General features: G+C 66.5%; 23 protein-coding genes and 4 tRNA genes. 10 read left to right on the top strand and 17 right to left on the bottom strand.

The genetic code is table 11. From position 1 onward, the window contains the following. Positions 1-66 precede the first annotated feature (66 nt). From QZM35_RS22270 to QZM35_RS22260, 3 genes are read left to right on the top strand one after another with little or no spacing between them, the layout of a single operon-like run. Positions 67-702, top strand: coding sequence for an SCO family protein (locus tag QZM35_RS22270; protein ID WP_089424868.1), 636 nt, complete (start codon positions 67-69; stop codon positions 700-702). Between the two features lie 12 nt (positions 703-714). Continuing rightward, the gene (locus QZM35_RS22265; protein ID WP_089431369.1) at positions 715-1,161 is read left to right on the top strand and encodes a copper chaperone PCu(A)C; all 447 of its coding nucleotides are present in this window, start codon (positions 715-717) and stop codon (positions 1,159-1,161) included. 10 nt (positions 1,162-1,171) lie between these two features. Beyond that, positions 1,172-2,041, top strand: coding sequence for a cytochrome c oxidase assembly protein (locus QZM35_RS22260; protein WP_089424867.1), 870 nt, complete (start codon positions 1,172-1,174; stop codon positions 2,039-2,041). 22 nt (positions 2,042-2,063) lie between these two features. On the opposite strand, the gene QZM35_RS22255 is transcribed toward QZM35_RS22260, so the two are convergent. Both QZM35_RS22255 and QZM35_RS22250 read right to left on the bottom strand, forming a co-directional pair. Continuing rightward, on the bottom strand, positions 2,064-2,549 hold the full coding sequence (locus tag QZM35_RS22255; RefSeq protein ID WP_089424866.1) for a GNAT family N-acetyltransferase: 486 nt from the start codon (positions 2,547-2,549) through the stop codon (positions 2,064-2,066). A 126-nt stretch (positions 2,550-2,675) separates the two neighbouring features. Continuing rightward, positions 2,676-3,548: a pirin family protein gene (locus QZM35_RS22250; protein ID WP_301776772.1), complete on the bottom strand. Its 873-nt coding sequence runs from the start codon at positions 3,546-3,548 to the stop codon at positions 2,676-2,678. Between the two features lie 109 nt (positions 3,549-3,657). Between QZM35_RS22250 and QZM35_RS22245 the strand changes: the two genes are divergently transcribed. Both QZM35_RS22245 and QZM35_RS22240 read left to right on the top strand, forming a co-directional pair. Further along, entirely contained in the window at positions 3,658-4,575 is a 918-nt protein-coding gene (locus tag QZM35_RS22245; RefSeq protein WP_301776771.1) for a LysR family transcriptional regulator, read from the top strand. A 102-nt stretch (positions 4,576-4,677) separates the two neighbouring features. Further along, positions 4,678-5,181 (top strand): GAF domain-containing protein, encoded by a 504-nt coding sequence (locus QZM35_RS22240; RefSeq protein ID WP_301776770.1) that lies wholly within the window; start codon positions 4,678-4,680, stop codon positions 5,179-5,181. 158 nt (positions 5,182-5,339) lie between these two features. On the opposite strand, the gene map is transcribed toward QZM35_RS22240, so the two are convergent. Continuing rightward, positions 5,340-6,146 carry a type I methionyl aminopeptidase gene (gene map, locus QZM35_RS22235; RefSeq protein ID WP_089424863.1) on the bottom strand — a complete coding sequence of 269 codons (807 nt, stop codon included), beginning with the start codon at positions 6,144-6,146 and terminating at the stop codon, positions 5,340-5,342. Beyond that, positions 6,146-6,382 (bottom strand): ParD-like family protein, encoded by a 237-nt coding sequence (locus QZM35_RS22230; protein WP_069247499.1) that lies wholly within the window; start codon positions 6,380-6,382, stop codon positions 6,146-6,148. Before QZM35_RS22230 ends, map begins: the two co-directional genes overlap by 1 nt. A 141-nt stretch (positions 6,383-6,523) precedes the next feature. Here QZM35_RS22230 and QZM35_RS22225 point away from each other — a divergent pair, with 141 nt between their 5' ends. Further along, a complete protein-coding gene (locus QZM35_RS22225; RefSeq protein ID WP_089424862.1) occupies positions 6,524-7,147 on the top strand; it encodes a helix-turn-helix domain-containing protein in 624 nt (207 codons plus the stop codon). A gap of 58 nt (positions 7,148-7,205) precedes the next feature. Then, positions 7,206-7,754, top strand: a complete 549-nt coding sequence (locus tag QZM35_RS22220; protein ID WP_089424861.1) for a GNAT family N-acetyltransferase — start codon at positions 7,206-7,208, stop codon at positions 7,752-7,754. A 96-nt stretch (positions 7,755-7,850) separates the two neighbouring features. On the opposite strand, the gene QZM35_RS22215 is transcribed toward QZM35_RS22220, so the two are convergent. The 6 genes from QZM35_RS22215 to uvrC all read right to left on the bottom strand — a co-directional run bounded on the left by QZM35_RS22215 (position 7,851) and on the right by uvrC (position 11,202). Then, positions 7,851-7,924: transfer RNA gene (locus QZM35_RS22215), tRNA-Cys, on the bottom strand. A 99-nt stretch (positions 7,925-8,023) separates the two neighbouring features. Further along, a tRNA-Gly gene (locus tag QZM35_RS22210) sits at positions 8,024-8,099 on the bottom strand. 51 nt (positions 8,100-8,150) lie between these two features. Next, positions 8,151-8,226: transfer RNA gene (locus tag QZM35_RS22205), tRNA-Gly, on the bottom strand. Positions 8,227-8,279: 53 nt separating this feature from the next. After that, positions 8,280-8,355, bottom strand: a tRNA-Gly gene (locus QZM35_RS22200). A 135-nt stretch (positions 8,356-8,490) separates the two neighbouring features. Continuing rightward, positions 8,491-9,078 (bottom strand): CDP-diacylglycerol--glycerol-3-phosphate 3-phosphatidyltransferase, encoded by a 588-nt coding sequence (gene pgsA / locus QZM35_RS22195; RefSeq protein ID WP_011351424.1) that lies wholly within the window; start codon positions 9,076-9,078, stop codon positions 8,491-8,493. A 90-nt stretch (positions 9,079-9,168) separates the two neighbouring features. Beyond that, positions 9,169-11,202, bottom strand: a complete 2,034-nt coding sequence (gene uvrC / locus QZM35_RS22190; RefSeq protein ID WP_301776769.1) for an excinuclease ABC subunit UvrC — start codon at positions 11,200-11,202, stop codon at positions 9,169-9,171. Positions 11,203-11,278: 76 nt separating this feature from the next. Between uvrC and earP the strand changes: the two genes are divergently transcribed. From earP to QZM35_RS22175, 3 genes are all read left to right on the top strand, one after another. Beyond that, positions 11,279-12,472 (top strand): elongation factor P maturation arginine rhamnosyltransferase EarP, encoded by a 1,194-nt coding sequence (earP, locus tag QZM35_RS22185; RefSeq protein WP_174974922.1) that lies wholly within the window; start codon positions 11,279-11,281, stop codon positions 12,470-12,472. 127 nt (positions 12,473-12,599) lie between these two features. Further along, positions 12,600-13,157, top strand: coding sequence for an elongation factor P (gene efp / locus QZM35_RS22180; protein ID WP_011351421.1), 558 nt, complete (start codon positions 12,600-12,602; stop codon positions 13,155-13,157). A 269-nt stretch (positions 13,158-13,426) separates the two neighbouring features. Continuing rightward, positions 13,427-14,812 (top strand): sigma-54 dependent transcriptional regulator, encoded by a 1,386-nt coding sequence (locus tag QZM35_RS22175; RefSeq protein WP_089424858.1) that lies wholly within the window; start codon positions 13,427-13,429, stop codon positions 14,810-14,812. Positions 14,813-15,000: 188 nt separating this feature from the next. Here QZM35_RS22175 and nagZ read toward each other — a convergent pair whose 3' ends face one another. From nagZ to lepB, 7 genes are all read right to left on the bottom strand, one after another. Beyond that, the gene (nagZ, locus tag QZM35_RS22170; protein WP_174974920.1) at positions 15,001-16,029 is read right to left on the bottom strand and encodes a beta-N-acetylhexosaminidase; all 1,029 of its coding nucleotides are present in this window, start codon (positions 16,027-16,029) and stop codon (positions 15,001-15,003) included. A 16-nt stretch (positions 16,030-16,045) separates the two neighbouring features. Further along, positions 16,046-16,474, bottom strand: a complete 429-nt coding sequence (gene acpS, locus QZM35_RS22165) for a holo-ACP synthase (protein ID WP_011351418.1) — start codon at positions 16,472-16,474, stop codon at positions 16,046-16,048. A gap of 72 nt (positions 16,475-16,546) precedes the next feature. After that, a complete protein-coding gene (gene pdxJ, locus QZM35_RS22160) occupies positions 16,547-17,323 on the bottom strand; it encodes a pyridoxine 5'-phosphate synthase (protein WP_046545252.1) in 777 nt (258 codons plus the stop codon). Further along, a complete protein-coding gene (gene recO / locus QZM35_RS22155; RefSeq protein ID WP_011351416.1) occupies positions 17,320-18,156 on the bottom strand; it encodes a DNA repair protein RecO in 837 nt (278 codons plus the stop codon). The genes pdxJ and recO overlap by 4 nt, the downstream gene beginning before the upstream one ends. Then, positions 18,143-19,042 carry a GTPase Era gene (gene era, locus QZM35_RS22150; protein ID WP_089424856.1) on the bottom strand — a complete coding sequence of 300 codons (900 nt, stop codon included), beginning with the start codon at positions 19,040-19,042 and terminating at the stop codon, positions 18,143-18,145. The genes recO and era overlap by 14 nt, the downstream gene beginning before the upstream one ends. A gap of 60 nt (positions 19,043-19,102) precedes the next feature. Further along, positions 19,103-20,329, bottom strand: coding sequence for a ribonuclease III (rnc, locus tag QZM35_RS22145; protein ID WP_089424855.1), 1,227 nt, complete (start codon positions 20,327-20,329; stop codon positions 19,103-19,105). 154 nt (positions 20,330-20,483) lie between these two features. Then, positions 20,484-21,377: a signal peptidase I gene (gene lepB / locus QZM35_RS22140; RefSeq protein ID WP_027788005.1), complete on the bottom strand. Its 894-nt coding sequence runs from the start codon at positions 21,375-21,377 to the stop codon at positions 20,484-20,486. Positions 21,378-21,391: the final 14 nt, after the last annotated feature.

Here is a 21,391-nt window from a genome sequence, read left to right as displayed (position 1 = left end):
ACCGCCTGCCGCGCGACGCATGGCGCCGCGCCGGCCGGCCAACCTTCCGTCCGATCGAGCCCCAGGATGTCGTCTGCCTGCACCACGCCGCACCGGCGCTTCTCCCGCCTCATCCGCACGGCCGCGGCCCTCGCCGCCGCCGTGGCGCTCGCCGCGTGCACGCACGACGAGCCGCGCTGGAACCTGACCAACGTTACCGGCCACCTGCCCGACCTGTCGTTCACGCTGACGGGCGGCGACGGCCATCCCGTCGACGCCGACGCGTTCCACGGCCAGGTCGCGCTCGTCTACTTCGGCTACACGCACTGCCCCGATGTCTGCCCCGAAACGATGGCGCGGCTGATGGAAGTGCTGGCGAAGCTTGGCCCGCAGGCCAACAACGTGCGCATCCTGTTCGTCTCGGTCGACCCTGCACGCGACACGCCGCAGGCAATGCAATCGTATGTCGCCGCGTTCGACGCCGCGCATGCGCGCGGCCTGACCGGCACCGACCGCCAGATCGAATCGCTCGCGAAGCGCTATCGCGTCGCGTACCAGATGGAAAAGCGCGATCCGTCCGGCGGCTACGAAGTCACGCACAGCTCGGCCGTCTACATCTTCGACGCGAGCGGCCGCGCCCGCCTGCTGGCGACCGACCGCGACTCGCCCGACGCCATCGCCGCCGATCTGCGCCGGATCATCGACACCGCCTCCACGACCTGAATGCATCCCGACATGAAAACGAAAACGACCCTCAAGACACTCGCCCTCCTCGCCGCGCTGTGCGCCGGCGCCCACGCGTATGCCGCCGGCGCGGTCACCGCGCAGAACGCCTGGGTGCGCTGGCTGCCGAACAAGCTGCCGGCCGGCGGCTACGTGACGCTCGTGAACACGAGCGACAAGCCGGTCGATCTCGTCGACGTCGACAGCCCCGACTACGGGATGGCGATGCTGCACCAGACCGTCTCGAACGGCTCGACGCAGAAAATGGAAATGGTCGACAAGCTGACGATCCCCGCGCGCGGCAAGGTCGATATCGCGCCGGGCGGCTACCACTTCATGCTCGAGGAGCCGAAGCACGCGATCAAGCCGGGCGACACCGTGCACCTGCGCCTGAAATTCTCCGACGGCGCAACGGTCGATGCGCCGTTCGCCGTGAAATCGCCGGCCCAGGCGAAGTGATGCGCGCGCGATGAACCTCCTGTACTGGCTCGATCCGTGGGAACCGTCGCCCACCGTGGTGATCGCGGTGCTGACCGCCGCCGTGCTGTTCGCACGCGGCGTGAAGAAGGCGAAGGTGTCGCCGCTGCGGCAGTTCTCGTTCTGGTTCGGGCTAACGGCGCTCTACATCGCGCTGCATACGCGGCTCGACTATTTCTTCGAGCACGAGTTCTTCCTGCACCGCGCGCAGCACCTCGTGCTGCACCACCTCGGGCCGTTCTTCATCGCGCTGTCCTATCCGGGCGCGGCGATGCGCGCGGGCATCCCGTTTCGCTGGCGGCAGCGTTTCGTGCGCCCCGCGCTCGCGTGGGCGCCCGTGCGCGCGACGCTCGACGTGGTGTTCCATCCCGTCGTCGCGGTCGTGCTGTTCGTCGGGCTGATCTATTTCTGGCTGCTGTCGCCGATCCATTTCATCGCGATGCTCGACTGGCGTCTCTATCGCGTGATGAACTGGAGCATGGTGATCGACGGGCTGCTGTTCTGGTGGCTCGTCGTCGATCCGCGTCCCGCGCCGCCCGCGCGGTTGTCGCCGGGCCGCCGGATCCTGATCGTCGTCGCGGCGATCCCGCCGCAGATCGCGCTCGGCGCGCTGATCTTCTTCACGCCGCACGAGCTGTATCCGATCTATTCGATTTGCGGCCGTGCGTTCACGTGGCTGAGCCCGCTGCGTGACCAGCAGATCGGCGGCCTGCTGCTGTGGATTCCCGGCTCGATGATGAGCGTGATCGGCGCGCTGATCGCGCTGCGCCACTGGCTGCGGCTGTCCGCGCGCGGCCGCCTGATCGATGAACGTGCCGCGCAGCGCGCGAACCGGCCGCCGGTGGCGCACGCCGCGCACTGACTGCTGCGCGGCGCAGCGCGCATTACGCGCGTGCGCTGCTCATCCACACGTGCGGGATGCCGTCCTCGTCGTGCACGTCCGAACTCGGCGTGAAGCCGAATGCGCCGTAAAAACGCTGCAAGTGGGCCTGCGCATGCAGGCTCACCGGCGTCTCCGGCCACTGCGCGCGGATATGCTCGAGCGCGCGCGACAGCAGCCCGTTGCCGAGGCCCGCGCCGCGAAACGCGGCGGTCGTCAGCACGCGGCCGATGCGTACGTCGGTGTTCTGCGCATCGGGCAGCAGCACCCGCAGATAGCCGGCCAGGCGGCCTGCCGGATCGAAGGCGGCCAGGTGCCATGCAGCCTGGTCCGCATCGTCGATGTCGCGATACACGCAGTTCTGCTCGACGACGAACACCGCGCTGCGTGCTTCGAGGATCGAATAGACTTCACGCGCCGTCAGCGCGTCGAAGGATTTCCAGCGCCAGTCGAGATCGGCGGCGCTCGGGGATGCAGCGGATGCGTTCATGGTCGGTCCTGATTCGGGCGCGCCGGCCGGCGCGCGGCAATCGACGATTATGCCTCGAAGCGCACGCGCCGCGCGACCGACTGCCCGCGCATAAAAACAGGCCCCGCATTGCGCGGGGCCTGTCCGTCATGCCGGCATCTGGCCGAAGCGGCCGCTGTTGAAGTCCTCGATCGCGGTACGAATCTCCGCTTGCGAGTTCATCACGAACGGCCCGTAACCGACGACGGGTTCGTCGATCGGTTCGCCGCTCAGGATCAGCAGCTTCGCATCGCCGTTCGCTTCGATCTCGACGTCGCTGCCGTCGCGGCCGAGCTGCACGAACTGCGCTTCGCGGGCGACCGTTTCGCCGTTCACCTGCACGGTACCGCTCAGCACGACCACCGCGAGCGTGCGCCCTTCGGCGACCGGGAACCGCGCATGGCCGCCGGCCACGAGCCGCACGTCCCACACGTCGATCGGCGTATGCGTGCGGGCCGGCCCGCGCCGCCCGTCGAGTTCACCCGCGATGATCCGCGCGCGCCCCGCGCCGTCCGGCAGCTCCACCACGGGGATGTCGGCGTTCAGCAGCGTCTGGTAGCCGGGCGCCCCCATCTTGTCCGCGGCGGGCAGGTTCACCCACAGCTGCACCATCTCGAGCGGGCCGCCCCGCTGCGTGAACCCTTCCGAGTGGAATTCCTCATGCAGGATCCCGCTCGCGGCCGTCATCCACTGCACGTCGCCCGGGCCGATCACGCCACCCGCGCCGGTCGAGTCGCGGTGTGCGACCTCGCCGTCATAGACGATCGTCACCGTTTCGAACCCGCGGTGCGGATGCTGGCCGACACCGCGCGGTGCCGAGGCCGAGCCCGGCTCGAACGTGGTCGGGCCGGCGTAATCGAGCAGCAGGAACGGGCTCAGGTGCGCGCCGTGGGACTGGTAGCTGAACATCGAACGCACCGGGAAACCGTCGCCGACCCAATGGCCGCGCGGCGCACTGTACACACCCTGGATCTTCTTCATTGCCTTCTCCGAATTGCGGCGAAACACGTGTTTCGCATCCTGGGTAGAAATATAGTGGTGGAACGATCGATCCGGTAGACTGCCAAAATCGCACGCAGCGTTCCATTTCATGAACGATAAAGCGCGGGATCTGAACGATCTCTATTACTTCGTACAAGTCGTCGAACACGGCGGCTTCGCACCGGCCGGGCGGGCGCTGGACATGCCGAAATCGAAGCTGAGCCGCCGCATCGCGCTGCTCGAGGCGCGGCTCGGGATGCGGCTGATCCAGCGCTCGACGCGCCGCTTCACGGTCACCGACGTCGGACAGACCTATTACGCGCATTGCCGCGCGATGCTCGTCGAGGCCGATGCCGCCGACGAGGCGATCGCGCTGCTGCACGAGGAGCCGCGCGGCATCGTGCGCGTCAGTTGCCCGATCGTGCTGCTCGATTCGCTGGTCGGCACGATGATCTCCGCGTTCATGGTCGCGTGCCCGCGCGTCGAAATTCACCTTGAAGCGACCAACCGGCGCGTCGACGTGGTCGGTGAAGGAATCGACGTCGCGATCCGCGTGCGCCCGCCGCCGCTCGAAGACAGCGATCTCGCGCTGCGCGTGCTGGCCGAGCGCGGCCAGTGCCTCGTCGCAAGCCCGGCGCTGCTGCGCGAGTACGGCGCCCCGGCCGTTCCCGCCGATCTCGCGCGCCTGCCGAGCCTCGATCACGGCGCCCCGCAGTCCGCGCACGTGTGGCGGCTGCGCGGGCCCGACGGCGCTCACGCGGAAATTCATCACCAGCCGCGCTTCGTGACGGGCGGCATGCTCGCGCTGCGCGCGGCAGCCGTCGCGGGCGTCGGCATCGTGCAGTTGCCGACGATGATGGTGCGCGATGAGGTCGCGCGCGGCGAGCTGGTGACCCTGCTGCCCGACTGGGCGCCGCGTCGAGAAATCGTGCATGCGGTGTTCGCGTCGCGCCGGGGATTGCTGCCCGCGGTGCGCGCCCTGCTCGATTTTCTCGCGGAGCGGTTTGCTGAACTCGAACCTGATTGAGCGCGCCGCTTCACGCGTGACCGGGCGCTGCAAACCCTGCGCGCGTGCCGTAGACTGCGGTACGCGCATCGCGCATTCCACAACCCTGATCGCTTTCCCGCCATGTTCACGCTGTCCAACGACCCCAACGCCTCCAAGGCCGATCAATACGCGACGCTCGTCGAGCAGGCACGCGCGCTCGTCGAGTCCGAACGCGACCTGACCGCGAACGCGGCCAACTTCTCCGCGCTGGTCTACCACTCGCTCGACCGTCTCAACTGGGCCGGCTTCTACTTCTTCGATGGAACGGAACTCGTGGTCGGGCCGTTCCAGGGCAAGCCCGCCTGCGTGCGGATCGCGCTCGGCAAGGGCGTGTGCGGCACGGCCGCGCAGACGCGCGAGACGCAGGTCGTGCGCGATGTGCATGACTTCCCCGGCCATATCGCGTGCGACGCCGCCTCGGAATCGGAAATCGTCGTGCCGCTGGTGGCCGCCGACGGCACGCTGATCGGCGTGTGGGACGTCGACAGCCCGGTCGCCGCGCGCTTCGACGACGAAGACCGCAAGGGGATGGAAGCGCTGTGCCGCGTGTTCGTTGAATCCGCATGGCAGAAGGCGCGCAGTTGAGCGGCGGCCGGGCCGCGCTCCGCCACCAAGCAACCGTTCGCCGCGTTCGCGCGTAAATCGCGCCGCGCTTCGCGACCTCGAACGAAAACGAAACGGGCCCCGCAAAGGGGCCCGTTCCACTGTGCCACCGCACCACCCTTCGTGGCGCACTGCATGCGTCAGGCGGCGTGCGTGCCCGACAGCGCCGGGAACGCCTGCGGCTTCGCGTCCTCGGTCAGCACCTCGAAGCCCGTTTCCGTCACGACGACCATGTGCTCCCATTGTGCCGACAGCGAATGGTCCTTCGTGACCACCGTCCAGCCGTCCGCCAGCATGCGCGTGTCTCGCTTGCCCGCGTTGAGCATCGGCTCGATCGTGAAGATCATCCCCGGCCGGAGCGGCACGCCGGTGCCCGGGCGGCCGTAGTGCAGCACCTGCGGCTCGTCGTGATAGACGTCGCCGATGCCGTGCCCGCAGTACTCGCGAACCACGCTGAATCCTTCACGATGCGCGACCTGCTGGATCGCGTAGCCGACGTCGCCGAGCGTCGCACCCGGACGCACCGCGCGAATGCCCGCGTGCATCGCCTCATAGGTCGTCGCGACGAGGCGCCGCGCGAGCTCGTTCGGTTCGCCGACGAAATACATGCGGCTCGTATCGCCGAACCAGCCGTCCTTGATCACCGCGATGTCGAGGTTCACGATGTCGCCGTCGCGCAGCGGCCGCGACGTCGGAATGCCGTGACACACGACGTGATTGACCGACGCGCACACGGTTTTCGGAAAGCCGTGATAGCCGATGTTCGCCGGTATCGCGCCGAGCACGTCGACGATGTAGTTGCGGCAGAGCGCGTCCAGCTCGTCGGTGGTGACACCCGGCTTCACATGCTCGGTAATCATCGTCAGCACCTGCGACGCGAGCTTCGCGGCTTCACGCGACTTGGCGATTTCCGCGGCGCCGCGGATCGGGATTTCTCGTTTCGCCATTACGCCACCTGCTCGATGCCGTGCTCGACCGGTTCCGCCGGCCCCGTCTCACCGCCCCGCGCTTCGGCCTCGATCAGCATCCGGCAGATATCGCCGTAGGACAGCGCCGGATTGAGTTCCGACAGCATCCCGACGCGCAGCCAGTGTTCGGCCTGCGCGTTGATCGAGCGGCTCAGCGCCGTGCTGGTCGAGCGCAGCCGCTCGTGCATGTGCTCGGAAATCTTGATGATGCCCATATATCCCCAATTAAACGAAACGTAGTCGATTCGTATATTACGCCGCGCACGACTGCCGAGCAAGCCGTTCGAGTTCCGTCGAGCCGCCTGAGGTCGACCCCGTTGACATCGAATTCCAGTTTGCTGGAAAATAAATCCATCATGAAAGAATCAGCAACCGCCGTTGCCGACGACACCGGCATCAACGAACGCATCGCCCGGCGCGTACGCGACCTGCGCACCGTGCGAGGCTACACGCTCGATGCGCTGGCCGCGCGCTCCGGCGTCAGTCGTTCGATGATCTCGCTCATCGAACGCGCTTCGGCCAGCCCGACGGCCGTCGTGCTCGACAAGCTCGCGGCCGGCCTCGGCGTATCGCTGGCCGGCCTGTTCGGCGGCGACCAGGACGACACGCCCGCGCAGCCGCTGGCCCGCCGCGCGCAGCAGGCCGAATGGCGAGATCCGGCGTCCGGCTATGTGCGCCGCAACCTCTCCCCGGCCGGCTGGCCGTCGCCGATCCAGCTCGTCGAGGTGGATTTCCCGCCCGGTGCACGCGTCGCGTACGACAGCGGCGGACGTGAAAGCGCGCTGCATCAGCAGGTGTGGGTCATCAGTGGCCGCGTCGACGTCACGTTCGGCGACGCACTTCACGAACTTCACGAAGGCGACTGCCTGGCCATGCGGCTCGACCAGCCGCTGATTTTCAGCAATCCGTCGTCGCATGCCGCGCGCTATGTCGTCGCGATCTGCGATGCGTCTGCCGCCGCCGGCGTGCGGAACCCCTGATGAGCGCGTCGTCGCAGCAGCGATGCGCGCGCCCTATTTATTGCCTACAGGAGCCGGTATGAATTCCCCGAAACAGCGCGACGACGTCCGCCTGATCGATTGCAGCGAGGCCGAGCATGCGCCGGCCATCCTCGAGATCCTGAACGACGCGATCGCGAACTCGACCGCGCTGTACGACTACAAGCCGCGTCCGCCGGAAGCGATGGTCGCGTGGTTCGCGGCGAAGCGCGCGGGCGGCTTCCCGGTCATCGGCGCGGTCGACGCGTCGGGCACGCTGCTGGGCTTTGCGAGCTGGGGCACGTTCCGCGCGTTTCCCGCCTTCAAGTACACGGTCGAACACAGTGTGTACGTGCATCGCGACCAGCGCGGCCGCGGGCTGGGCGAGGTGCTGCTGCGCGAGGTAGTCCGGCGCGCGCGCGAAGCGCAGGTGCACGTGGTGGTCGGCTGTATCGATGCGACCAATGCGGGAAGCATCGCACTGCATACGAAGCTCGGATTCGCGCACTCGGGCACGATCACGCAGGCGGGATTCAAGTTCGGCCGGTGGCTCGACGCGGCGTTCTATCAGCTGACGCTCGACACGCCGGCGCAGCCGGTGGATGGTTGATCGCCCGCAGGCCGTCGCATGCACCATGCACGACGGCCGCAAGCGATGCAGAAAAAAGAAAAGCCCCGCCGAAGCGGGGCTTTTTCTCTTTCTACCTGGAGGCGCGAGCCGGAGTCGAACCGGCCTAAACGGCTTTGCAGGCCGCTGCATAACCGCTTTGCTATCGCGCCAAAAGCGGACTGTGCGAATGCCGTGAGGCAAGCGACAGATTTCTATTCGAGGACTGAAAGTCCATCAAATAAAAAGGGAAGCGTGGCTTCCCCATTACTTGGAGCGGGAGACGAGTCTCGAACTCGCGACCTCAACCTTGGCAAGGTTGCGCTCTACCAACTGAGCTACTCCCGCATTGTCCTGCATCTGCAGCGCTTCGCCGTACAACACGCTGCCAGAAAAATCTGGAGCGGGAGACGAGTCTCGAACTCGCGACCTCAACCTTGGCAAGGTTGCGCTCTACCAACTGAGCTACTCCCGCATGTGTCCTGCATCTGCAGCGCTTTGCCGTACAACACGCTGCCAGAAAAAATCTGGAGCGGGAGACGAGTCTCGAACTCGCGACCTCAACCTTGGCAAGGTTGCGCTCTACCAACTGAGCTACTCCCGCGTATTGCTGCGCTACTGCTTCCCCGTCACACACTTACTTCGTCGTGCAGCGGAGAAGCGAGATTATGTCGAAGGCACATTCGTGTGTCAAGGGCTTTTCCAGCCCTTTTTACAAAAACCTGCTCGACCGGACGCATCACGCGCCGCCGCGCTCGCGAATCTGCGGCCATGCAAGCTTCATGTAGTACAGCATCGACCAGATCGTCAGCACCGCCGCGAGATACATCAGCCATTCGCCCCACACGCGCGTGTCGATCGTTGCGACGCCGAGCGGCAGCGGCCCGTAGAACAGCAGCATCGGAATCGCGACCATCTGGCATGCGGTCTTGAACTTGCCGAGCTGGTTCACCGCGACGCTCTTCGACGCGCCGATCTGCGCCATCCACTCGCGCAGCGCCGAAATCGCGATCTCGCGGCCGACGATCACGAGCGCGATCGCCGCGTCGACCCGCGAAATCTGCACGAGGATCAGCAGCGCGGCCGTCACCATCAGCTTGTCCGCCACCGGATCGAGAAATGCGCCGAACGACGACGTCTGGTTCCACTTTCGTGCCAGATAGCCGTCGAACCAGTCCGTCAGCGCCGCAAGAATGAAGATCGCCGCCGCCGCGAGATTGCGGTGCGCGCCGCCCATCACCGTGTCCGGCAGATAGAACACGCCGACGACGAGCGGAATCAGCACGATCCGTACCCACGTCAGGAAAATCGGGAAATTGAACGGCATGGCATGCGGGACAGTAAAGGATTCGCAATTGTGCCGTGTCGACCGGCCTGCCACAAGAACGCTGGCAAGGCGGCCGGCCGCACGGCCGCGTCAGTGAAGCTGCTTGTAGATCTGCTCGGCGAGCGCGTGCGAGATGCCCTCCACGCTCGCGAGTTCCTCGACGCTCGCGGCAACCACGCCGCGCAACCCGCCGAACCGCGCGAGCAGCCGCTGCCGGCGCTTCGCGCCGACGCCCTCGAGTTCCTCGAGCCGCGATGTCTGGCGAGCCTTGGCCCGCTTGGCACGCATACCGGTGATCGCGAAGCGGTGCGCCTCGTCGCGGATCTGCGCGACGAGCATCAGCGCGGCGCTTTCCTTGCCGAGTTCGAGCGGCGTGCGGCCGTCCGCGAACACGAGCGTCTCGAGGCCGACCTTGCGCCCCTCGCCTTTCGCGACGCCGACCAGCATCGACGTGTCGAGGCCGAGCTCGGTGAACACCTGGCGCGCGATTTCGACCTGACCCTTGCCGCCGTCGATCAGCACGATGTTCGGCAGCAGGCTCGACGCCTCGGCCTGGCGCGTCGACTCGCCGTCGATGCCGGCCGCATCGTCGGCGGCAGCCGCCTGCGCGGCCTGCTCGACCATCTTCTCGTAGCGGCGCGTGAGCACCTGCCGCATCGCCGCGTAGTCGTCGCCCGGCGTGATCCCGGTGATGTTGTAGCGGCGGTATTCGCCCGACTGCATCTTGTGATGGTGGTAGACCACGCACGACGCCTGCGTCGCCTCGCCCATCGTATGGCTGATGTCGAAGCATTCGATCCGCAGCGTCGCGAGATCGTCGCATTCGTAGCTGAGCGTCTCCGCGAGCGCACGCGTGCGCGCCTGCTGCGAGCCCTGCTCGGACAGCAGCCGCATGAGCGCGATCTGCGCATTCTGCTCGGCCATCGACAGCCACGCGCGCCGCTGCCCCTGCGGCTGCCGCACCAGCGACACCTTGTGGCCGGCCTGCTCGGACAGCAACTCGAGCAGGTCGCGGCTCGCGGGCGCATGGCTCACGACCAGCACCGGCGGCACGCGGTTGCCGAGATAGTGCTGCGCGATGAACGCGTCGAGCACTTCGGCCTCGACCGACGCCACCGCGTCACCGCGCGTGCGGCCGGGTTCTTCCGCGGGCAGGTCGGGCAATACATCGGCGGACGCATCGGCCGCCTCCGCCAGCTCGGACCCGTCGCCGATCCCGCCCTCGGCGAGCGTCAGCGCGCTTTCGACGTGCGTCGGGAAATACGCCTTGTCGCCGAGATGCCGGCCGCCGCGCACCATCGCGAGGTTCACGCACACGCGCCCGCCTTGCGCGACGACGGCCAGGATGTCGACGTCGCTGTCGCTGCCGACCTCGATCGCCTGCTGGTGCAGCACCGTCGCGAGCGAGCTCATCTGGTTGCGCACGGCCGCCGCCTGCTCGAATTTCAGTTCGGCCGCGAACGCGTGCATCTTCTGCTCGAGCTCCTTCATCACTTCGGACTGCCGGCCGAGCAGGAAACGCGCGGCATTCGATACGTCGATCGCGTAATCCTCGTCGGAGATCGCACCGACGCACGGCGCCGTGCAGCGCCCGATCTGGTGCAGCAGGCACGGTCGCGTGCGGTTGTTGAAGACCGAATCCTCGCAGGTGCGCAGCTGGAACACGCGCTGCAGGATCTGGATGCTCTCGCGCACGGCCCAGGCACTCGGGAACGGCCCGAAATATTGGTTCTGCTTGTCGACCGAGCCGCGGTAGTAGGCCATCCGCGGAAAACGGTGCGCGGTGAGCTTCAGGTACGGATACGACTTGTCGTCGCGAAACAGGATGTTGTAGCGCGGCGCGAGCGCCTTGATCAGGTTGTTCTCGAGCAGCAGCGCCTCGGCCTCCGAGCGCGTGACGGTCGTCTCGATGCGCGCGATGCGCGTGACCATCATCGCGATGCGCGGCGACAGCTGCGTCTTCGTGAAATAGCTCGATACGCGCTTCTTCAGGTCGCGCGCCTTGCCGACATAGAGCACGGCGCCCGCCGTGTCGTAATAGCGATAGACGCCCGGCATGTGCGGCAATTGCGCAAGGATCTTCTTCGGTTCGAACGGGGTATCGGAAGCTTCAGGGGATGTCATGCGTGATCCGGGCGCCTTGTAACGCGGAACGGGTCTATTAGAATCGCCAGTTTAGAGCATTCACCGGCCCGCTTCGATGCCCCGCACCACCGCTGCCCCCCTGCCCGCCACGCCGCTCGCGCCGGGCGAACCGATTGCCTGCGACCTCTTCTGTACGGTGATCGACAATTTCGGCGACATCGGCGTCTGCTGGCGCGTCGCGCGCCAGCTCGCGCACGAGCACGGCTGGCAGGTTCGCCTGTTCGTCGACGACCTGCGCACATTCGCGCGCCTGCTGCCCGGGGTCGATCCCGACGCGGGGCGGCAGACGGTCGACGCGATCGTGATCGAGCACTGGCATGCGCAAGCCGGCGACGCGCTGGAGATCGCCGATGTCGTGATCGAAGCGTTCGCGTGCGAGCTGCCCGGCGCGTATCTCGCGGCGATGGCGCGACGCGAACGGCGCCCGGTGTGGATCAACCTCGAATACCTGAGCGCCGAAGACTGGGTCGCCGATTTCCATCTGCGGCCGTCGCCGCATCCGCGCTACCCGCTGCTGAAGACGTTTTTCTTCCCCGGCCTGTCGGCCGGCACCGGCGGCGTTCTGAAGGAGCATGACCTCGATGCGCGCCGCACGGCCTTCGAAGCCGACGCGGCGGCGCGCGATGCCTGGTGGCAGCGCGCGACCGGCGGCGCGCCGCCGGCCGCCGGCACGACGGTCGTCAGCCTGTTCGCGTACGAGAATCCGGCCGTCGACACGCTGCTCGCGCAGTGGCGCGACGGCCCGACGCCGGTCGTCGCACTCGTGCCGGCCGGCCGCGTGTCGCCTGCCGTCGCCCGTTTTTTCGGGGTCGAGTCGTTCGGCGCGGGCACGCATGCGCGCAGCGGCAACCTGACTGCTCACGGGCTCGCGTTCGTCCCCCAGGCCGACTACGATCCGTTGCTGTGGGTGGCCGACGTCAATTTCGTGCGCGGCGAGGATTCGTTCGTCCGGGCGCAGTGGGCCCGCAAACCGTTCGTGTGGCACATCTACCCGCAGGCCGACGACGTCCACCTGCCGAAGCTCGACGCGGCGCTCGCGCACCTGTCGGCCGGCCTCGCCGACGCGCCGCGCGCGGCGCTCGAGCGGTTCTGGCATGCATGGAACGGCGTCGGCACGCCCGACTGGGCCGATTTCTGGCAGCACCGCGCCGCACTGGACGCCAACGCGGCCCGCTGGGCCGATGCGCTCGCGGCCGTCGGCGATCTCGCCGGAAAGCTGGCGGAATACGCAAAATCTCAGTTAAAATAAGCGGTTATCCGACGGCTGACCAGGCAAGCGCTCGCTTTTGGCGTCCACCGGAATGCACCGCTTGGCGCCTCACCCGTTGCGCAACGCTCAGGCACCTATTTATTTGATTTGATCAGGACAGTTTTTTATGAAAACCGCACAGGAACTCCGCGTAGGCAACGTCGTGCAGATCGGCAGCGACGCATGGGTCATCGCCAAGGCTGAATACAACAAGTCGGGCCGTAACTCCGCCGTCGTCAAGATGAAGATGAAGAACCTGCTGACGAACGCAGGCCAGGAAGCGGTCTACAAGGCTGACGACAAGTTCGACGTCGTCGTGCTCGACCGCAAGGAAGTGACGTACTCGTACTTCGCCGATCCGATGTACGTGTTCATGGACGCCGACTACAACCAGTTCGAAGTCGAAGCGGAAATGATGGGCGAAGCGCTGAACTACCTCGAAGACGGCATGGCTTGCGAAGTCGTGTTCTACAACGAGAAGGCAATCTCGGTCGAACTGCCGACGGTCCTGGTTCGCGAGATCACCTACACGGAACCGGCAGTCAAGGGCGACACGTCGTCGGGCAAGGTGCTGAAGAACGCCAAGCTCGCAACGGGCTTCGAACTGCAAGTGCCGCTGTTCTGCAACACCGGCGACAAGATCGAAATCGATACGCGTACGAACGAATACCGCAGCCGCGCGTAATCGCCAGCGATACCCGCATCGAACAAAGCGCCCTTCGGGGCGCTTTTTGTTTGTCCGGCACCAACAACCGGGCGAGAGTCAGGCTCATGTAAAGCACAAAAGCCACCGGTAAAGATATTCAATTTGTATCATCGGTAACTGTTTTATAGCGCCGGAGAAATATTGCTCGTTACGCGTTCAGCGGGGCATAAAATCAGTCTTTAATCTGACATGCGGCTGCGGCCACGATGACCGACAGCCCGCCTCTCTTGACTCGACTTGCGTCCACCATGCCACACGCCCTGATTGTCGAAGACGATCCCAACAGTCTGTCCGGCCTCACCGCGCTGCTCGCCGCGGACGGCTTCTCGGTCGACACGGCCACGTCGCTCGCAGAAGCGCGCACGGCGCTCGGCCGCTCGATTCCCGATGTCGTCCTGGTCGACCTGAACCTGCCGGACGGCAGCGGGTTCGACCTGCTCCAGCACCTGCCGCAGCAACAGCCGAACGGTTCGCTGCCCGTGATCGTGCTGACCGGCAATGCGACGGTCGAGAGCGCCATCGAGGGGCTGCGTCACGGCATCTGGGACTACCTGCTGAAGCCGATCAACATTCCGCGCCTGCGCAGCCTGCTCGCGCGGATCCCGCGTCCGTACGAACTGATCGACGAAGTGCAGTCGTTGCGCGCGTCGCTGCGCCATCTCGGCCGCTTCGGCGCGCTGGTCGGCCGCAGCGACGCGATGCAGCACGTGTACGACATGATCGAGCACAACGCGCGCACCGAAACGGCGGTGCTGTTCTCGGGCGAAGCGGGTACCGGCAAGAAGCTGGCCGCGCGCACGCTGCACGACCTGAGCCGGCGCCGCAAGGGGCCGTTCGTATCGTTCGACTGCCGGACGATCGCACAGGCCGGCCGGCACGGTGCGTCGCTCGACAGCGTGCTGTTCGGCCATGAGCGCGGTGCGTTCGATGGCGCCGAGCGCCGCGAATCGGGCCTGTTCGAACAGGCCGGCGGCGGCACGCTGTTCCTCGACGAAATCACCGCACTGCCGCTCGTGCTGCAGGAAGCGCTGCTGCATGCGCTCGATTCGCAGAACTTCATGCGGATCGGCGGCACGAGCTCGATCACGAGCGATTTCCGGCTGATCGCGACCACGCGCCGCCCGGCGCGCGAAGCGGTCGCGAACGGCACGCTGCGCGAGGATCTGTGGCTGCGCCTCGATGCGGCATCGATCACGATGCCGCCGCTGCGCGAGCGCGACGGCGATGCGCTCGCGATCGCGGATGCGCTGATCGACGAACTGAACCGCGACGCGCGCGCAACCGGCCGCAGCACGACCGACAAGCGCGCGGCGCCGGGCTTCGTCCGTGAATGCCTGTCCTACGAATGGCCGGGCAACGTGCGCGAGTTGCAGGAACGCGTGCGCTTCGCGTACGACGCATCGGGCGATTTCATCGAGACGCTGCGCGCGGGCGAGCCGAGCTTCTCGGCCGGCGCCTCATTGAACGGCAGCAGCGTGCAGATCAAGGTCGGCACGCCGCTGTCCGATGTCGAGGATCTGCTGATCCGCGCGACGCTCGACGCCGTCGGCGGCACGCGCCACCGTGCGGCAACGTTGCTCGGCATCAGTCCGAAGACGCTGTACAACAAGCTGCAGCGGATGAAGGTGAACTGAGCAGGCGGCGATGCTCGAGGGTACTGCATGGCTTGACCGTTAGTTGCGCTGAAACTCACTACGTCGACCTGCCTGATTCCTGAAGCTGCCCGGTTCGCACCAGCAGTAATCCATGAAAAAGCCGCGCGATTGCGCGGCTTTTTGTTTCGGTAACCGGAACGGCGCGGGGCGCGCCATCCCCTCCCCGCTCAGGCCAGTGCGCTGCTCAACAGCGCCTGCGCCTGCAGATACTCGGGCTGCGCGATCAGCTTGTCCCACTTGAGCGCCTTGCCGCGCCCACGCATCCGCTTGATACGTCGCACCGACTCGTCCGTGGCCCGCGCTTTCAGCCCGTTCAGCACGACCTCGGCCGCGTCCGGCTGGTTGCAGACGAGCACCATGTCGCAACCGGCCGCGAGCGCGGCGTCGGCCGCCTGCGTGAGCGTGCCGCCTTCGCGCGCGGCTTCCATCGACAGGTCGTCGCTGAAGATCGCGCCCGTGAAGCCGAGCCGTCCGCGCAGGATGTCCTGCAGCCACACGCGCGAGAAACCGGCCGGCCGCTTGTCGACCTGCGTGTAGATCACGTGTGCGGGAATCACCGCGGACAGCGACAAACCGAGCCAGTCGTACGGTGCGACGTCCTGCTTGAGGATCGCGTCGAGCGTACGGTCGTCGGTCGGCAACGCGACGTGCGAGTCGGCCTCCGCGAAGCCGTGCCCCGGGAAATGCTTGCCGCAGTTCGCCATCCCGGCGAGCGACAGCCCGTGGTTCAGGCTCTTCGCGAGCAGCGTGACGACGCGTGGATCGCGATGGAACGCGCGATCGCCGATCACTTTCGAGTGCCCGTAGTCGAGGTCGAGCACGGGTGTGAAGCTCATGTCGATCCCGCACGCGCGCAGCTCGGCGGCCAGGACGTAGCCGACGGCCGTGGCGACCTTCGTCGCGAGCAGCACGTCGCGATCCCACAGCTCGCCCAGGCGGCGCATCGCGGGCAGCACCGTGAAGCCGTCGGTGCGGAAACGCTGCACGCGCCCGCCTTCGTGATCGACGGCGATCAGGATGTCTTCGCGCACCGCGCGGATCGAGTCGGTCAGCGCGGTCAGTTGCGCGCGGTTCTGGAAGTGCCGCGCGAACAGGATCACGCCGCCGGTATTCGGATGCGCGAGGCGCCGCGCATCGTCGCGCGACAGGGCCGTGCCGACGACGTCGAGCATGACCGGGCCGGGAGTCGTTTTCATCGAATCGGGTATTCCGTCAGGAGGAGGTTCGGGAAACAGGTGCAGGCGCGGCGTCCGTCTCGGCGACCACGAACGACACCGCATAGTCGCGTTCGTCGCTGACCGTCACGCGCGCCGTGATGCCACGGGCCGCCAGCCAGTCGGCCAGCTCGCCCGATGCGACCACGTACGGCTCGCCGCTCGGGTGGTTGAGGGTCTGCAGCGCACGCCACGTCATCGGCCAGTGCATGCCGAGGCCGATCGCCTTCGAGAACGCTTCCTTCGCGGAAAAGCGCGTCGCGAGGAACGCGATGCCGCGCGCCTCGGAGCGGGCGCGGCGCGCATGGAACACGCGCAGCTCGTCCGGGCCCAGCACCTTCTCGGCAAACCGGCCGCCCGTGCGTTCGAGCACGGCCGCGATGCGGCTCACCTGGGCGATGTCGGTACCGATGCCGTAGATCGCCATGTCAGTACGCGCCGGTACGACCCGGCCGGGCCGGGTCAGGCATGACGCGCGACGCGCGGTGGCATGTCATCTTCAGCGCGCGCCGCCATGCAGCGCGGCAACGCGTGCGGCGACCATGATCGCCTTCATTTCGCGCACCGCGTTGTCCCAGCCCGCGAAAATCGCGTGCGCGACGATCGCGTGGCCGATGTTCAGTTCGACGATGCCGTCGATCGCGGCGATCTGCTGCACGTTCGTGTAGTGCAGGCCGTGACCGGCATTGACCTTCAGGCCGAGCTGCGCGCCCGCCTGAACGCCCGCGACGATGCGTTCGTATTCGCGCTGCTGCTCGGCTTCGTCGTGCGCTTCCGCGTAACGGCCCGTATGCAGCTCGATCACCGGCGCGCCCGCTTCGTGTGCGGCACGGATCTGCGTCTCGTCCGGGTCGATGAACAGCGACACGCGCACACCCACGTCGGCAAGCTGCTTGCATGCCGCACGCACGGCCTCGAAGTGGCCGGCGACATCGAGACCGCCTTCGGTCGTCAGTTCCTCGCGCTTCTCGGGCACGAGGCACGCGTCGTGCGGACGCACTTCGCAGGCGATATCGAGCATCTCGGCCGTCACCGCGCATTCGAGATTCATGCGCGTCTTCAGCAGCGGACGCAGCTTGCGCACATCCGCATCGACGATGTGGCGGCGATCCTCGCGCAGGTGCAGCGTGATCGCATCCGCACCGGCTTCTTCGGCGGCGAGCGCCGCGCGGATCGGATCGGGATAGGTCGTGCCGCGCACATTGCGCAGCGTCGCGACGTGGTCGATGTTGACGCCGAGGTCGATGGCGGTGGGCGTTGTCAGGAAGAAACTCATAGGTTTTGCAGGTCGATCAGGATCTGACGCGTGGCAAGCGGCGTACCGCCGAGATAGGTGTTCAGCAGGAAGCGCATCAGCGTCTTGCTTTGCGCAACCGTCTGGGCTCGATGGTAATCGTCCTGCTCCATGTCGAGCAACGTCTGTCCGGAAATGACCGGCCAATGCGACGGGACTTCGTCGTCCGCGTTGCGCACGCCACGCTCGGGATCGAACACGTAGCGACGATCGGGCTCGACCGCGCGGCGCGCGACCGTGCGGTTCAGCGCCATCGCGTAGCCGGTCTCGCGCAGCAGCACGCGCTCGAACGAGCGCAGCACCTGCACCGCGGGTTCGCCGTGCGCGAGGCGCGTGAGGGTCAGCACGTAATGATTGAAGAGCGGCGGCTGGGGATCTTCGCGTGCGCAGAATTTCACGAGCAGCTCGTTCGCGTAGAAGCCGCACAAGAGCCCGTCGCCGCCGAGCGGCAGCATCCCGCCGACCCACTCGGCGCCCGTCAGCGTGCGCACCTCGGATTTGCCGGACCAGGACAGCAGCAGCGGCTGGAAGGTCTGCAGTACGCCGCGCAGCGCGGAGTGCGGGCGCTTCGCGCCCTTCGCGACGAGCGCAAGCCGGCCATGATCACGCGTCAGCACGTCGATGATCAGGCTCGTTTCCCGATACGGATAACTGTGCAGCACGTATGCCGGCTGCTCCGCGACGCGGAAATCGGACGTGCGTGACGTCGCGCGCCGCGCCTTGCGCGGCGGTTCAGGCGGTGCCGGCAGCGGCGCGTCGTTCGCGCCGGCCGTCACCGCGTCTTCAGTCGACGTCAGCGCGTCATTCGTACCCATAGGCGCGCAGCCCTGCCTCGTTGTCGGCCCAGCCGCTCTTCACCTTCACGAAGGTCTCGAGATACACCGGGCCGTCGAACAGCTTCTCCATGTCCATCCGCGCCTCGGTGCTGATCTGCTTGAGCTTCTCGCCCTTCTTGCCGATCACCATCGCCTTGTGCGAATCGCGCTCGACGAGGATCGTCGCGAAGATGCGCTTCAGGCGCCCTTCCTCCTCGAACTTGTCGATCAGCACGGTGCTCGTGTACGGCAGTTCGTCGCCGGTCCAGCGGAACACCTTCTCGCGCAGGATTTCAGCTGCGAGAAAACGCGAGCTGCGGTCGGTCAGCTCGTCCTCGCCGTAGATCGGCTCGCCTTCCGGCAGGTATGGCTTGATCGTGTCCAGCAGGCGCTTGATGTCTTCCGGTTTCTGCGCCGACAGCGGCACGAGCTCGGTGAATTCGCGCAGCTCGCTCACCTCCTGCATGAACGGGAACAGCGTGGCCTTGTCGTTCACGCGGTCGATCTTGTTCGCGATCAGCAGCGTCGGCATGCCAGGCGGAATCAGGTCGAGCACCTTCTGGTCGTCGGGGCCGAAGCGGCCGGCCTCGATCACGAACAGGATCACGTCGACCGACGTCAGCGTCGACGTGACCGCGCGGTTCAGCGAACGGTTCAGCGCGGTGCTGTGGCGGGTCTGGAAACCCGGCGTGTCGACGAACACGAATTGCGCGTCGTCGAACGTATTGATGCCGGTAATGCGGTGGCGGGTCGTCTGCGCCTTGCGCGACGTGATGCTGATCTTCTGGCCGACGAGTGCGTTCATCAACGTCGACTTGCCGACGTTCGGGCGGCCCACGATCGCGATCATGCCGCAACGGAAACCGGTAGGAGCGGGAGTGTTCATATCGTTTGGGAGACAGGTTCGGAAACGGCCGCGCGGCGCGCGGCACGATCGATGGGCAATTCAGTGGTCGGCATCGGCCACGCGCGCCTGCGCAGCGGCGAGGCTCGCGCCGCCCGGCGGCGTCTCGGAATCCGGTGCCGCGGCGTCGCGTGTGCGCGCAGCCGCACGCGAAGCGGGGTCGGTACCGGCGGAAGACTTGTCGGCGGACGACGATGCCGGATCGGCGGACTGGCCAGCCGGCTTGTCGGCTGCGCGTGCAGCGGGCACGGCTTCCGCGGGCTTCTCCGCGGCCTTGTCGGCTCGCTCGGCCGGCTTGTCGCCAGGCTTGTCGGCCGCCGGCTTCGCCGCCCGTTCGCCCTTTTCCGCAGCCGCGTCGACATGCGCCGCGCGAATCGCGGCCATCGGCGCCGCGGCCGGCTCGGTACCGGTCGCAGCGGTGGCCGCAGGCGCCGCACCGGCCGCCCTCGCCTCGCGCGCCGCCGCGCGTTCCTTCCGCTCCGGCGAGCGCAGGTCGAGCGCTTCCTGCACGCCCTTCACGCCCGGCACGATTTCGGGTTCGACATGCTTCGACCCGCGCGCGTTTTTCGAGCGCTTCGGCTTCGCGGCCAGCATCGGCGCGGCCGCCATCACTTCATCGAGCGCCTTCTTCGCGGCAGCCTGCTCGGCTGCGCGCCGGCTCGCACCGGAGCCCGACACCTTCACGTCGAGCTTCGGCACCGTGCATTCGACTTCGAATTGCTGATTGTGCGCCGCACCATGCGTCGCCACCACCGTGTAGGTCGGCAGCGCGATCTTGTGCCCCTGCAGGTATTCCTGCAGCAGCGTCTTCGCGTCCTTGCCGAGCGTGCGCGGATCGATGTGGTCGAGAATCGGGATATAGAGGCGCTTGATGACCCCTTGGGCGGCTTCGAAGCCGCCATCGAGGAACACGGCCCCGATGATGGCTTCGAACGCGTCCGCGAGGATCGACGGGCGGCGGAACCCGCCGCTGCGCAGCTCGCCCTCGCCGAGCCGCAGTCCGTCCGAGATATTCAGGGCCTGAGCAATTTCGTACAGCGACTGCTGTTTGACGAGGTTGGCGCGTACGCGCGACAGATCGCCTTCGTCCAGCTTGCCGAAACGCTGGAACAAAAGGGCGGCCACCGCGCAATTCAGAACGGAGTCGCCGAGAAACTCGAGCCGTTCGTTGTGCGTGGCACTGTGACTGCGATGGGTCAAAGCCTGGCGCAACAATTCCGCATTGCGAAATTCGTAGCGCAGCCGGCTTTCCAACTGGGATGAGGGCATGTGCAGGAGTATAACGCGGGCGCCCGGTCGGGCCGAAACGGCACGGCCGGACGCGAAAAGGCGTGACGAGGCGGTGTTACCGCCGGTTCTTAAAGTAGTTCGGCAATACGCGACGCGGCCCGTGCGTCGCGTAGTGCGAGTGAGTCGATTGCGATCAGTTGAAGGAACCGATGCGCTTCAGGTCGCTGAAGTTCATCCAGATGAAGAACGCGCGGCCGACGATGTTCTGGTCCGGCACGAAACCCCAGTAGCGGCTGTCCGCACTGTTGTCGCGGTTGTCGCCCATCATGAAGTAGTGACCGGGCGGCACCTTGCAGATCACACCGCGGCTGTTGTACGTGCAGTTGTCGCGAAACGGATAGTCGTATGCGCCCATCACGAACGGCGGCACGGCCGGGTTGTTGAGGATCGCGTTCTTCTTGTTGCCGATCGTTTCCTCGAACTGCTTCGCGTAATTCTGGCGCTCGTCGTCGAAGAAATCGGGCAGCGGCGTTTCGGGCACCGGCTGGCCATTGATCGTGAGCTGCTTGTCCTGGTACGCGACGGTATCGCCCGGCAGGCCGATCACGCGCTTGATGTAGTCGACCGACTCGTCCTTCGGATAACGGAACACGACGACGTCGCCGCGCGACAGCGGGCTGCCCTGCGTGATCTTCGTGTTCGTGACCGGCAGGCGCAGCCCGTATTCGAACTTGTTGACGAGGATGAAATCGCCGACGAGCAGCGTCGGCACCATCGAGCCCGACGGAATCTTGAACGGCTCGACGACGAACGAACGCACGACGAACACCGCCAGGATCACCGGGAAGAAGCTCGCCGTGTACTCGAGCCACCACGGCTGGCGCAACTTCTCGTCACGCAGCTTCGAACGCGTCTGCACCGCGTTTTCATCCGCGAAGCGCTTGTCGATGCGCGACTGCTGGCGATCGAACTCCTCGATCGCCGAGTCGGCCGCCTTGCGACGCTGCGGCAGGAACACCAGTTTGTCCAGCACCCACGCTACGCCCGTCAAGATGACGAGCACAAAAAGAATCAGCGCAAAATTCATAAAAGGATCAGTCC

Source organism: Burkholderia sp. AU45274 (genome assembly GCF_030482505.1).
GTDB lineage: Bacteria > Pseudomonadota > Gammaproteobacteria > Burkholderiales > Burkholderiaceae > Burkholderia.
Note: the sequence above shows the minus strand (reverse complement) of the source record. Positions and strands in the feature narration are given on the sequence as shown.